Source organism: Micromonospora sp. NPDC023869, assembly GCF_055559695.1.
Genome location: NZ_JBVHKD010000001.1, coordinates 12,044 through 24,752 on the forward strand (window position 1 = coordinate 12,044; position 12,709 = coordinate 24,752).

A 12,709-nucleotide genomic window follows, 5' to 3' on the forward strand; every position below is an offset into this window, starting at 1 on the left:
GTCGGACGCCGTGCGCCGGAACGCCTTCCGCCGTTCACGTCGGTCCATTTAGATCTGTGCATATTCCCGGCGACCGGCCGGGTGACGAGGAGGTACCCCATGCGCAGATCCCGGTTCCGGTCCGCTCTCACGGCCCGCGTGGCCCGGTCCGCCCTCGCGGCCGGTGTGGCCCTGTCGACCCTCGCCGCCGGTGTGCTGGTGGCGGCGTCACCGGCCTCGGCCGCCGCCGTCGACCCGGACGCCCGGATCTCGGCCACCACCGGCGTCGGTACGCACAACGCGTACGAGAAGGCGACCTACCCCTATCTGGCACAGTCCCTGGACGCCCGCCCCGGACTGATCGAGCTGGACGTCTGGCCGGACATCCTCACCCGGCAGTGGCGGGTCAGCCACTCCAACCCGCTCGGCAACGACAACAACTGTGTCGCCGCCACCAGCGCGAGCCAGCTCTACTCCGGCACCCGGAACCGCAACCTGGAGCACTGCCTGGACAACATCCGGCTGTGGCTGACCGCGCATCCGGACGCCGGGCCGCTGCTGCTCAAGATCGAGCTGAAGACCGGCTTCAGTGCCCGTACCGGCCAGGGGCCGACCCAGCTCGACGCGGTCCTCGCCGCCCGACTCGGCGACCGGCTGTTCACCCCGGCCGAGCTGCGCGGCGGCCACGCCTCGCTGGACGCCGCAGCCCGTGCCGACGCCTGGCCGACCCGGCGGCAGCTCGCCGGGAAGGTGATCGTCTATCTGATCCCCGGCACGGTCGAGCACGGCAACCCGACCGACGTGCTCCGCACCGACGTGGAGTACGCCCGACACCTGGTCGCGCTGGACGCGGCCGGCACCCTCGGCAGCGCGAAGGCGTTCCCCGCCGTGCACCGGGCGCGGGCCGGTGACCCCCGCACCCAGTACGCGGAGACCGCGTTGCGTCCCTGGTTCGTCGTCTTCGACGGCGACGCCAGCGCGTACGTCACCGGGTCCATCGACACCGCCTGGTACTCGGCCAACCACTACCTGCTGGTGATGACCGACGCGCACAAGGTCCCGCCCGCGATCGGCAACACCGACCCGGACGCCGCCCTGGCCCGCCTCACCACGCTGGCCGCCCGGCACGCCACCATCGCCTCCGCCGACTGGGCCCCGATCCCCCAGGTGGTCGCCCGGACCCTGCCACGCGCCTGACCGTCCGCCGTCCCGCCCGTGCCGCCGCCCGTCCGTCCCGTACAGGAGGCGGACGGGCGGGTCGCGGTCAGGAGGCGCCGTCGGCGCGCAGCGGCAGGACGTTGCTGGGACTCTGGCGGGACAGCGAGCCGAGCACGGCACCGATCTTGTCGGCGGGCATCGGCTTGAAGAAGTGGTAACCCTGGGCGGCGGTGCAGCCCAGCTCGGCCAGGGCCGACCGCTGGGCGGCGGTCTCCACGCCCTCGGCCACCACCCGCAGCCCCAGCTCGTGGGCCAGCCCGACGGTGCTTCGGACGATCGCCGCCGCCTCCGGCGAGTCCGCCATCCGGAGTACGAACGAGCGGTCCACCTTCAACTCGTCGACCGGGATCCGGGTGAGGAAGGCCAAGGAGGAGAAGCCGGTGCCGAAGTCGTCCACGGCCAGCTGCACGCCCATCGACCGGAGCGCGCTGAGCACCTGGTCGATGACCTCCAGCTCGCTCATCACCACGGTCTCGGTGATCTCCAGGACCAGCCGGTCGGCCGGGACCTGGTGCCGGCGCAACGCGTCGGCGATCTCCGCCGGCAGGCGGTGGTCGAGCAGGCTGCGGGCGGAGAGGTTGACCGAGATCGGGATGTCCAGGCCCTCCCGGGCCCAGCCGGCCGCCACCCCGAGCGCCTTGTCCAGCACGTAGCGGGTGAAGTTGCCCAACTGCTCGCTGTTCTCCACCGGCCGGATGAAGTCGGCCGGCCCCAGCCAGCCCCGGCGCGGATGTCGCCAGCGGATCAGCGCCTCCACCCCGGTCGGCGCGCCGGTGGTCAGGTCCACGGCCGGCTGCAGCACCAGCACGAGCTGATCGTCGGTCAGCAACGCCTCACGCAGCTCGGCGAGCAGCGCGAGCTGGTCGGTGCTGGCCGCGTCCCGGGAGCCGTCGTACGCCGCCACGCTGCCGCCACCGGACTTGGCCTGGTACATCGCGATGTCGGCCCGGCGCATCAGCTCGGTCAGGTCGGCGGTGCCGGCCGACGCCACCACCACGCCCACGGACACCTCGACGGACATCCGTACCCCGGCCACCTCGGTCGGCGCGGCCAGCCGCTCGGTGATCTCGCGGGCCTGGCGCAGCGCGTACGCCATCGGGGCGGTGCGGTCACCGAGCACCGGGACCGAGGTCAACAGCAGCGCGAACTCGTCGCCGCCGAGCCGGGCGAGCAGGTCGCCTGCGCGGGTCAGAGCGCCCAGCCGGTTGGCGGTCAACCGCAGGAGCTGGTCACCGGCGGCGTGCCCGAGCGTGTCGTTGACCTCCTTGAACTGGTCGATGTCGAGCAGCAGCAGGGCCACCGGGTGGTCGTGCCCGAGTCTCCGCAGCGTCTGGTCGCCCTGGCCGAGCATGGCCGTCCGGTTGGCCAGCCCGGTCAGCGGGTCGTGTACCGCCTCGTACGAGGAACGCGCGGTGACCACCCGCAGCTCGCGGTGGGTGGCCGCGTCGTGCAGGGCGGCGGAGAGCGCCTCGGCGAAGGCGGCCAGCGCGTGCCGTTCCCGGTCGGTGGGCGGCGCCGTGCGGGGCAGCCGGACCCGTAGTCGGCCGACTCGATTCTCGCCGACCGACAGGTCCCGGAGCAGTTCGTCCGGGGAGGACTCGTCGTCGCCGGGTGGCGCGATCTCCCGGTCGACCACCTGACCGCTGGGATCGCCCCGATATCGGCGCCAGCGACCGTCGCCCCGGACCACCTCCACGTCCACGAGCTCCGCCTCGAAGACGGTGAGCGCGCCGGTCACCCCGGCGGTCGCCACACCACGCTCGTCGAGCTGGTTGAGCGCCGCCGTCGCCTCCGCGAACGACCGCCAGGTACGCCGTTCGCGCTCGTCGCGCAGCCGCTGCCGGTAGGTCTGGTGGAGCAGCCACAGCGGCGCGGGCAGCAGCACCAGCCACCGTGGATCGAACTCGATCAGTGCCACCACGAGCAGGCCGGCCACCACGTTGCCGACGAACATCAGCAGCTTGCCCCGCACCGCGGCCAGCAGCGGTCGCCCGATCGGCATGTCGTGCCGCAGAGCGAGCATGACCCCGCCGAGCCAGGCACCGGCCAGCAGGTACGTGAGGGCACCGGCGGCGACGGCGAGCGCGAGCGCCGGGGTCGGGGTGGCCAGCAGCGGTTCGCCGAGCGAGGTGGTGACCGACACCGCGAGGGCGACGGCGGCGGTCTGGGACGCGGCGAGGCGTACGACGTCCCAGGTGGACCTGCCCTCGTCCACCACGGACAGGATGGTCCAGGCCAGCATCATGCCGATCAGGGCCGCGCCCGGCAGCCATCCGGGCGGCACCAGATAGAGGCAGACGATCAGCGCGGCCTCGGCCCAGGTGATGGAGACCACCCCGGCGGCGGCCCGGAACCGCAGCCGGGCCAACTGCGACAGTGCGAAGAGTGCGACCGCGATGCCGAAGCGGGTCAGCCCGCCGTACGGCCCGAACGGATCGTCGGCCGGCAGCCCGACCGGCACGCTGAGCCCCACCACGGCGGCCACCACGGCGGTGAGGACGACGGCGGCGGTCAGCAGGTGCACCCCGATCGGGGTGCGACGGCCCTCGGGCCGATCGAGCGGATGACCGGCCCTGCCGGAGGTCACCGACCCACTCCCGCCGGGCGGGAACAGGGCGCGCGGAGGGCCGAAACGACTGCGATGGTCATCGGCGCCCCCTCCCGCGCACGGCATGAGGACGTCTGGTCCTCCCGGCGGAAGGCTAAGCCAAACCGGATGGTCGCAACAGGGGGCGACCATCCGGTTCAGCGTGAATCATGCCCCGATCAGCCGTCGCGACGCTGCTGGCGCCGGTTGGGAGCGTCACCGGATGAATCCAGCATCACGTTCTCATCTGTCGGATCACCGACCGTTCGCTGCGCGGTGCCCGACTCGGCGGGGGCGGGCTCCTGACCGGGGAAATGGTCGGGCAGCCGGCGCAGCCGGGCGTTCATGTTGCGGATCAGCAGCACGGTGGCGGTGCCCAGGACGAGGATGAGGAACAGGCCCATCGGACCGGCCAGGCCCCCCGTGCGGGTGTCCCCGAAATTGTTCTGGGCGAGCACCTGAGCAGCGGTCAACATGGGATTCCTCCGGAGTGCGATGTCCGACCAGGGTAGCCCGCCGCCGGATCAGCGGGCATGGGCCGTCTCCCGGATGCCCGCGAACAGGTCCGACTCGGGCAGCGGCGAGTCGACCAGCGAGCGTACGAGCTGGAAGTCCTCCGTCGGCCAGGCGCGCTGTTGCAGCTCCATCGGCACCTGGAACCAGAAGCCGTCCGGGTCGACCTGGGTGGCGTGGGCCCGCAACGCGTCGTCCCGGACCGGGAAGTGTTCGGCGCACTCGACCCGGGTGGTGATCCGGGGACCCTTGTCCGGCCGGTCCTCCCAACGGGTGATCCACTCCGCGTACGGCGACTCGGCGGCACCGGTGGCCAGGACCGCCTCGTGCAGGGCGAGGATCTTGCCCTTGGAGAAGCCGATGTCGTAGTAGAGCTTGAGCGGCTGCCACGGCTCACCCAGCTCGGGATAGCGCTCCGGGTCACCGGCCGCCTCGAAGGCCGCCACGCTGACCTTGTGGCACATGATGTGGTCCGGGTGCGGGTAGCCGCCCTCCTCGTCGTACGTGGTGACCACGTGCGGGCGGAACTGCCGCATCAGGCGGACCAGCGGACCGGAGGCCATCTCGACGTCCTGGAGCGCGAAGCAGCCCTCCGGCAGCGGCGGCAGCGGGTCGCCCTCGGGCAGACCCGAGTCGACGAAGCCCAGCCAGGCCTGCTCGATGCCGAGGATGGCGCGGGCCGCGTCCATCTCCGCTCGGCGGATGTCGGCGATGTTGGCCCACACCTCGGGCCGGTCCAGCTTGGGGTTGAGCACACTGCCCCGCTCACCGCCGGTGCACGTGACGACCAGCACGTCCACCCCCTCGGCGACGTACTTGGCCATGGTCGCGGCGCCCTTGCTCGACTCGTCGTCTGGGTGCGCGTGCACGGCCATGAGCCGGAGTTGTTCTGCCACGGTCGGCGCTCCTCGTCTCTGCCCCACCGGCGGGCCACGGGCCACACCGTTGACCTGCCGGAATCCTCCCCCGTCGCGGTCCCGGCCCGTGCCGGCCTGTCATATTTGACCCCAGGACCAGCACTGCCTTCACGACCAGCAATGCCCGATCGGACAGGAACGACGGCGCTCTGCCATTCTTGCCGATAGGCCCGACAACGACGCCAGGAGATACCCGCCGGTGACCGAGACGCACGCCACACCTGCATCGACCGCGCCGGTGTTCCCGCCCGGCCGGTACGGTCGCCGCCGCACGCCGGGTCGACGTCGGCGGCTGCTGACCACGCTGCTGGTGATCGCCGTGCTGGTGGCGCTCACCGCCGTCTCGTTCCGGCTCTACCGGCAGTACGGCGACCCGGCCTACGACGCCCAGGTGATCACCTACGGCGAGATCACCGACCAACAGGTGGTGGTCAACTTCCGGGTGAACCTGCCGGCGGGCGGCTCGGCGGTCTGCGCGCTGCGGGCCCGGGACCACGCCGGGGCGGAGGTGGCCCGGGAGGAGATCCCGGTGACCGCCGCCGACGGGCAGCGCAGCGTCACCGTCCGGCACACGCTCGCCACCAGCGCCCGCCCCTTCATCGGCGAGGTCGTCCGCTGCCGACCGGCGGTCTGAACCCATCCGGTACGGCCGGTCGCAGCCGCCGGGACGGCAGGCCGAACGCCCGCGCGACGATGGCCCGAACCCACCCGTGGCGGTGGCCCGAACCCATCGCGACGACGGGCCGGACCCACCCGGCCTGCGGCGGGGCGGCGACCGTCGGGTCGCCGCGCGGCCCGGGGCCGCCCAGCGCACCAGCGTGATCACCGACACTCCTTGTCGTACGGCACTGGTAACTTGGAGGTTCACCTGTCAGCCAGCCCGCACAACCGAGGAGGACCGCCTGTGTCCAATGGCAACGAGGCGCCCGCCACCTGGCTGTCCCAGGACGCCTACGACCGCCTGAAGGCCGAGCTCGATGAGTTGATCGCCAACCGGCCGGTCATCGCCGCCGAGATCAACGCGCGGCGCGAGGAAGGTGACCTGCGCGAGAACGGCGGCTATCACGCCGCCCGTGAGGAGCAGGGCAAGGCCGAGGGGCGCATCCTCTACTTGAAGGAGCTGCTCCGCACGGCCCAGGTCGGCGAGGCGCCGACCGTCGACGCCGTGGCACCCGGGATGGTCGTGACGATCTACTTCGACGACGACGCCGACGACACAGAGACCTTCCTGCTCGGTTCCCGGGAGATCTCCTCGACCACCGATCTCACCGTCTACAGCCCCGAGTCGGCCCTCGGCCAGGCGATCCTGGGCGGCAAGGCGGGCCAGGCCTGCACCTACACCGCGCCCAGCGGCGCGGACATCAAGGTGACCGTGGTCAGCTTCGAGCCCTTCTCCGGCTGAGCAACCCGCCGCCCGGCAGGGGGCGGCCGTCGCAGCAACCCAGAGGCGTGACACCGGACGGTGTCACGCCTCTGGTGCGATCGAGACCTGGTAGCCGCTGGCCCGCAACGCACTGATCAGCGTGTCCGAGTGCTCCACGCCCCGGGTCTCCACCGACAGCGCCACCTCGACCTCACCGAGGCGCAGGTGCGGATTGGCCCGCTGGTGCTCCACGTCCACCACGTTGGCCCGGTGCTCGGCGATCTGCCGCAGCAGCGAGGCGAGCTGCCCGGGCCGGTCCGAGCAGCGGACGGTCACCCGGAGATAGCGCCCGGCCGCCGCCAGGCCGTGCTCGATGACCCGCAGCATCAGCAGCGGATCGATGTTGCCTCCGGAGAGGACCGCCACCACCGGCGGCTCCACCTCGACCGCCCCGGCCAGCAACGCGGCCACCCCCACCGCACCGGCCGGCTCCACCACCTGCTTACCGCGCTCCAACAGCATCAGCAGCGCCCGGGAGATGTCCTCCTCGGTGACCGTGACGATCTCGTCGACGAGCTTGCGGACGTGGGTGAAGGTGACGTCACCGGGTCGACCGACCGCGATGCCGTCGGCGATGGTGGAGAAGTCGGGCAGGCGTACCGGCTCACCGGCCACCAGTGAGGGCGGGAAGGCCGCCGCGCCCGCCGCCTGGACCCCGATCACCCGGACGTCGGGGCGCAACGCCTTGGCGGCCACCGCCATCCCGGAGACCAGCCCGCCGCCGCCCACCCCGGTGACGATCGTCCTGACCTCGGGGCACTGCTCCAGGATCTCCAACGCGACCGTGCCCTGGCCGGCGATCACGTCCCGGTGGTCGAACGGGTGGATCAACACCGCGCCGGTGCGCTCCGCGTACGTCTGCGCCGCCACCAGGGATTCGTCCACCGTGGCACCGACCAACTCCACCTGGGCGCCGTACCCCTTGGTGGCCACCACCTTCGGCAGTGGCGCGTTGACCGGCATGAAGACGGTGGAGTGCGCGCCGACCAGGCCGGCGGCGAGAGCCACCCCCTGCGCGTGGTTGCCGGCGCTGGCCGCCACCACCCCCCGCTCCCGCTCCGCCGCCGACAGCCGGGAGATCCGCACGTACGCGCCACGCACCTTGTACGACCCCGCACGCTGAAAGTTCTCGCACTTGAGCCAGACCGGCCCGCCGAGCGCCGCGCTCAGCGGGCGGAAGGGTTCCAGCGGGGTGGTGCGGGTGACCTCGGCGAGCAGCTCCCGCGCCGCCCGCACGTCGTCCAGGCTGACCAGTTCCGTCATGCCCCGATCGTGCCACCCGCCCCACCGGGATCCCCCAGTGCCCGGACCGGCGCAGACGCAGACCAGGGCACGTCCGGTACGGCGGCGGCCGACGGACGTGCCGCCGCGTCGACCGGAACGCTACGCACGGTCACGCGCTGGCCGGTGACCCCGTTCCGACGCGCGGGTAGCCGGGAGCGTGCCGAGTCCACGGGGCCGCCATCTCGAACTGACCGGCGACGCCGAGCAGCAGCAGCTCCGACCCGGGCGGCCCGACCAGTTGCACGGCCAGCGGCAGGCCGTCCGGGCGGCGGCCCACCGGCACCACCAGCGCGGGCAGCCCGGCGATGTTCCACGGCGCCGCGTACGGGGCGTACCGGATGTTGACCAGCATGTTGGCCCGCCAGGACCGGGCCGACCAGCTCGTGGCCGGCGGCGGCGCGCTGGCCAGCGCCGGGGTGAGCAGCAGGTCGACCGAGTGGTCGGCGAAGAAGCCGATGGACCGCTCACGCCAGGCCGTCCGGTCGGCCTCCCGGACGTACCCGCGCCGCCAGGCCCACTCGCCGAACGTGACGTGCCGGCGGCTACGGGGTTGCAGGTCGCGCCGGTCGATGCCGGCGGCCCGCACGTCAGCGGCGGCGGCGGCGAACCAGGTGGCGATGCCCTGCAGACCGAGGGCGGTCGGATAGACCGGGTCGGCCGGGACGGCGTCGTGCCCGGCGGCGGCGAGCAGCCGACCGGCGGCGGCGACCGCGTCGCGGTTCGGGGCGTCCGGCGAGACCCCGCGCACCGGGGAGCGCAGCGACACCCCGACCCGCAGCCGCTGCGGCGGGACCAGCTTCTCCTGGGCCCGGCCGGCGAGCACCTGGAAACCCACCGCCGCGTCGGCGACCGTGGTGGCGAGCATGCCGTGCTCGGTCAGCCCGAACCAGTCCTCCGCGCCGAGCTGGCAGGGCACCACACCCCGGCCGGGCTTCAGGCCGACCAGGCCGCAGCAGGCCGCCGGAATGCGGATCGAGCCGAGACCGTCGTTGCCGTGGGCGATCGGCACCAGCCCGGCGGCGACCGCCGCCGCCGCGCCACCCGACGAGCCGCCCGGGGTACGCCCCAGGTCCCAGGGGTTGCGGGTGACCGCGGTGCCGTCGTCGGTCACCCCCCAGAGGCCCAGCTCGGGCATCCGGGTGACGCCGAGGATCACCGCGCCCGCGCCGCGCAGCCGGCGGACCACCTCGTGGTCGGCCTCGGCCACCGGGGTACGCACCGCGGCCGAACCGTTCCACGTGGGCACCCCGGCCACCGGGGTGTTCTCCTTGACCGCCACCGGCACCCCGGCCAGCGGCAGGTTGCCCAGGTCCTCCTGCTCGTCGACCTTCTCCGCCTCGGTGACCGCCTCCCCGCCGCGTACCGTACGGAACGCGGCGAGGTCGACGTCGGCCTTCGCGACGTGGTCGAGATGGTCGGCCAGGACCTGGGTGGCGGAGACGTCGCCCCGCCGTACGCCCCGGGCGATCTGTTTGGCGGTCGCCCCGACCCAGGTCGGCATGATGTCCTGCACGGCCACCCTCCCCAGCCAGCGGTCAGCCCAGCGCCTGCTCCAGATCGGCGAGCAGGTCTTCGACCGTCTCGATGCCGACAGACAGTCGCACGAGATCGGAGGGAACTTCAAGCGGCGAGCCGGCAGCGCTGGCGTGTGTCATCCGACCCGGGTGTTCGATCAGGGATTCCACCCCGCCGAGGGACTCCGCGAGCACGAAGAGTCGGGCCCGGTTGCAGATCTCGACGGCGTGCTCCTCACCCCCGGCCGCCCGGAACGAGATCATGCCGCCGAACCGGCGCATCTGCTTGGCGGCCACCTCGTGACCGGGGTGCGACGGCAGGCCCGGATAGAGGACCTCGGCCACCTTGGCGTGCCCGTCCAGGTAGCCGACGATCCGCTCGGCGTTGTCGCAGTGCCGGTCCATGCGTACCCCGAGGGTTTTGATGCCGCGCAGGGTCAGCCAGGCGTCGAACGGGCCGTTCACCGCGCCCATCGCGTTCTGGTGATAGCGCAGTTCCTCACCGAGCCCGGCGTCGGCCGCCACCAGCGCCCCGCCGACCACGTCGGAGTGACCGCCGACGTACTTGGTGGTGGAGTGCACGACCACGTCCGCGCCGAGGGCGATCGGCTGTTGCAGGTACGGCGAGGCGAACGTGTTGTCCACCACCAGCAGCGCTCCGGCGTCGTGGGCGACGGCGGCCAGGGTGGCGATGTCGGCGATGCCGAGCAGCGGGTTCGTCGGCGTCTCCAGCCAGACCACCTTGGTGGTGCCGGGCTGGATCGCGGCCCGCACCGCGTCCGGGTCGGAGACCTTCGCCGGGGTGTACGTCAGCCCCCACCGCTGGGCCACCTTGGCGAACAGCCGGTACGTGCCGCCGTACGCGTCGTCCGGGATCACCACGTGGTCGCCGGGGCCGCAGACGGTCCGCAGCAGGGTGTCCTCGGCGGCCAGACCGCTGGCGAAGGCGAGACCGACCGGCCCGCCCTCCAGCGCCGCCAGGCACTCCTGGAGCGCGTCCCGGGTGGGGTTGCCGGAACGGCTGTACTCGTATCCGAGCCGGGGCGCACCGACGGCGTCCTGGGCGTAGGTGCTGGTCTGGTATATCGGTGGGATCACCGCGCCGGTGCGGGCCTCCGGGTCCTGGCCGGCGTGGATCGCGAGCGTCTCGAAGCCGTGGGTCATGACGCAGACGTTAGTCCTCCCCCGCGTCCCAGCCCATGGAACCCGATCGTGGGCCGGTTACTCGACCCACGCCTCCCAGGTGTTCGACCGGGCGGTCTGACACAGGTGGTCCCAGCCCTTGGCCGCCTCGGACGAGGCAAACCTCGCCTCCCAACCGCCCGGCCGGCCGGGCGGCGCAACGCGGTCCCCTCGCTTGGCCGGCATCCTCACTCCTCCGAAGGGCCGGGCACCGGGCCGTGGTCGTCGGACAACGGCTGGGTCAATTCGCGCACCAGCGCCGGATCGGTGTAGACGGCTGCGGTCGCCTTCCACTCACGAAGAGTCTGCGTCAGCACCGACCATTGCCCCAGGTCGGCCGAGATCCTGGCGGCCGTCGTGAAGTCCGAGATGAACTCCGGCAGATCGGCGTCGGGGAGCAACCGCAACCAGGGGAATTCCTCCGCGAGCACGGTGGCAGCCACGTCGACGGGAAGGTGCACCAGGGCATTGCGGAGGGTGCGGGCCGCCGCGATCGCCCCCTCCCCCGCAGCGATCACCCGGTCCTCCCGAGTGAGCAGCAATGCGGCGCCGTCGCGGCGACGGACCCGGACGTCGCCCGAGTCCGCGAGGGCCGCCACGCTCTTGGGGTCGCGTTGCAGCTCACTCCACTGCACCTCGGTGGTAGTAGCCATACCTAAATTCTGAACTTTTTCAGACTTCTTGGCAAGTCGAATCAACACGCCGAGCGGGACACGTGGGAACGGCCATAACCTGAACCGATGGCGGGATGTGTGTTCTGCGGGATCGTGGCGGGCGAGGTGCCGGCGTTCCGGGTGGTCGACAGCGCCGACGGCGTGGCGTTCCTGGACACCCGTCCGGTGTTCAAGGGACACGTGCTGGTGGTGCCCCGCACCCACCTGGTCACCCTTGCCGACCTGCCGCCGGAGTCACTCGCCGGCTACTTCGGGCTGGTCCGACAACTCACCGTCGCGGTGGAGAGCGGTCTGGGCGCGGGCGGCACGTTCGTGGCGATGAACAACAAGGTGTCCCAGTCGGTACCCCACCTGCACACCCACGTGGTGCCCCGGACCAAGGGCGACGGCCTGCGCGGCTTCTTCTGGCCGCGTACCCGCTACGCCGACGACGCCGAGGCGACCGCGTACGCCGAGCGCGTGCGGCACGCCCTGGCGGACAGCGCCTGAGCGCGCGCGGGGCGGGTAAGGAAGTGGGGTCCGCCGGTGTTGCACGCGGGGAAGGTACGAAAGGAGTTCCACCGTGTTCCTCCGCAGCATGAAGGCCGAAATGATCTCCCCTGACCGGGCCCTGCCGGGCCGCCCGATCGCGATGCCGGTCGCCGACCGGCACGAGGTCCTGGGCACCCCGCTCAAGGGGCCGTTCCCCGAGGGCTCCCAGGTCGCCGTGTTCGGCATGGGGTGTTTCTGGGGTGCCGAGCGGTTGTTCTGGACCCTCCCGGGCGTCTACACCACCTCCGTCGGATATGCGGGTGGTTACACCCCGAATCCGACCTACGAGGAGGTCTGTTCCGGCGGGACGGGGCACGCCGAGGTGGTCCAGGTCGTCTACGACCCCGCCACGATCAGCTACGAGGACCTGCTCAAGGTCTTCTGGGAGAACCACGACCCGACCCAGGGCATGCGCCAGGGCAACGACGTCGGTACGCAGTACCGCTCGACGATCTACACCACCACCGACGAGCAGTACGCCACCGCCGAGGCGTCCCGGGAGGCGTTCGCGCCGATCGTGGCCCGCGCGGGCAAGGGCGAGATCACTACGGAGATCAGCCGCCTCGGCGACTATTTCCTTGCCGAGGACTATCACCAGCAGTATCTGGCACCGACCAAGAACCCGAACGGCTACTGCAACCACGGCCCGAACGGGCTGAGTTGCCCGGTCGGAGTGGCACGCACCACCGGCTGACCCTCTGGCGACCGGCTCGCCCGATGGGCGGGCCGGTACGCACCGGGCACGATGATCCAAATTGCGGCGCTCGTCACAGGCCGACAGCCGGGGCAAGTCGGACAGATCTCCGCAGTCGGGCATCTTCTGCCCGCTCTCGCCGGCAGATGTCGTCCGGCTGATCGTGCGGGCGCGGATTCTAGCAATGCTGTTA

Annotated in this window: 12 protein-coding genes; 5 read left to right on the forward strand and 7 right to left on the reverse strand. The window is 72.1% G+C overall.

What is annotated here, in order from left to right:
* Positions 1-99 precede the first annotated feature (99 nt).
* Complete coding sequence (locus tag ACZ31C_RS00035; protein WP_465793530.1) at positions 100-1,176, forward strand: phosphatidylinositol-specific phospholipase C domain-containing protein; 1,077 nt, start codon at positions 100-102, stop codon at positions 1,174-1,176.
* Between the two features lie 67 nt (positions 1,177-1,243).
* Here ACZ31C_RS00035 and ACZ31C_RS00040 read toward each other — a convergent pair whose 3' ends face one another.
* The 3 genes from ACZ31C_RS00040 to mca all read right to left on the reverse strand — a co-directional run bounded on the left by ACZ31C_RS00040 (position 1,244) and on the right by mca (position 5,193).
* Positions 1,244-3,784, reverse strand: coding sequence for a putative bifunctional diguanylate cyclase/phosphodiesterase (locus ACZ31C_RS00040; RefSeq protein ID WP_465793531.1), 2,541 nt, complete (start codon positions 3,782-3,784; stop codon positions 1,244-1,246).
* A 179-nt stretch (positions 3,785-3,963) separates the two neighbouring features.
* Positions 3,964-4,260: a hypothetical protein gene (locus ACZ31C_RS00045; protein ID WP_396740548.1), complete on the reverse strand. Its 297-nt coding sequence runs from the start codon at positions 4,258-4,260 to the stop codon at positions 3,964-3,966.
* 48 nt (positions 4,261-4,308) lie between these two features.
* On the reverse strand, positions 4,309-5,193 hold the full coding sequence (gene mca / locus ACZ31C_RS00050) for a mycothiol conjugate amidase Mca (RefSeq protein WP_465793532.1): 885 nt from the start codon (positions 5,191-5,193) through the stop codon (positions 4,309-4,311).
* Positions 5,194-5,413: 220 nt separating this feature from the next.
* Between mca and ACZ31C_RS00055 the strand changes: the two genes are divergently transcribed.
* Both ACZ31C_RS00055 and greA read left to right on the forward strand, forming a co-directional pair.
* Positions 5,414-5,848: a DUF4307 domain-containing protein gene (locus tag ACZ31C_RS00055; RefSeq protein WP_350695644.1), complete on the forward strand. Its 435-nt coding sequence runs from the start codon at positions 5,414-5,416 to the stop codon at positions 5,846-5,848.
* Positions 5,849-6,118: 270 nt separating this feature from the next.
* On the forward strand, positions 6,119-6,616 hold the full coding sequence (greA, locus tag ACZ31C_RS00060) for a transcription elongation factor GreA (RefSeq protein ID WP_131053387.1): 498 nt from the start codon (positions 6,119-6,121) through the stop codon (positions 6,614-6,616).
* 63 nt (positions 6,617-6,679) lie between these two features.
* Here the strand turns inward: greA and ilvA are convergent, their stop codons facing one another.
* From ilvA to ACZ31C_RS00080, 4 genes are all read right to left on the reverse strand, one after another.
* A complete protein-coding gene (gene ilvA, locus ACZ31C_RS00065; protein ID WP_449951091.1) occupies positions 6,680-7,900 on the reverse strand; it encodes a threonine ammonia-lyase in 1,221 nt (406 codons plus the stop codon).
* Between the two features lie 130 nt (positions 7,901-8,030).
* The gene (locus ACZ31C_RS00070) at positions 8,031-9,440 is read right to left on the reverse strand and encodes an amidase (protein ID WP_465793533.1); all 1,410 of its coding nucleotides are present in this window, start codon (positions 9,438-9,440) and stop codon (positions 8,031-8,033) included.
* 16 nt (positions 9,441-9,456) lie between these two features.
* Positions 9,457-10,599 carry a cystathionine gamma-synthase gene (locus ACZ31C_RS00075; RefSeq protein ID WP_396740558.1) on the reverse strand — a complete coding sequence of 381 codons (1,143 nt, stop codon included), beginning with the start codon at positions 10,597-10,599 and terminating at the stop codon, positions 9,457-9,459.
* Between the two features lie 206 nt (positions 10,600-10,805).
* Entirely contained in the window at positions 10,806-11,270 is a 465-nt protein-coding gene (locus tag ACZ31C_RS00080) for a hypothetical protein (RefSeq protein ID WP_396740560.1), read from the reverse strand.
* Between the two features lie 87 nt (positions 11,271-11,357).
* On the opposite strand from ACZ31C_RS00080, the gene ACZ31C_RS00085 reads away from it, so the two are divergent.
* Together ACZ31C_RS00085 and msrA are read left to right on the forward strand one after the other, a co-directional pair.
* Entirely contained in the window at positions 11,358-11,780 is a 423-nt protein-coding gene (locus tag ACZ31C_RS00085) for an HIT family protein (protein WP_465793534.1), read from the forward strand.
* 73 nt (positions 11,781-11,853) lie between these two features.
* Positions 11,854-12,516 carry a peptide-methionine (S)-S-oxide reductase MsrA gene (gene msrA, locus ACZ31C_RS00090; protein ID WP_396692662.1) on the forward strand — a complete coding sequence of 221 codons (663 nt, stop codon included), beginning with the start codon at positions 11,854-11,856 and terminating at the stop codon, positions 12,514-12,516.
* Positions 12,517-12,709: the final 193 nt, after the last annotated feature.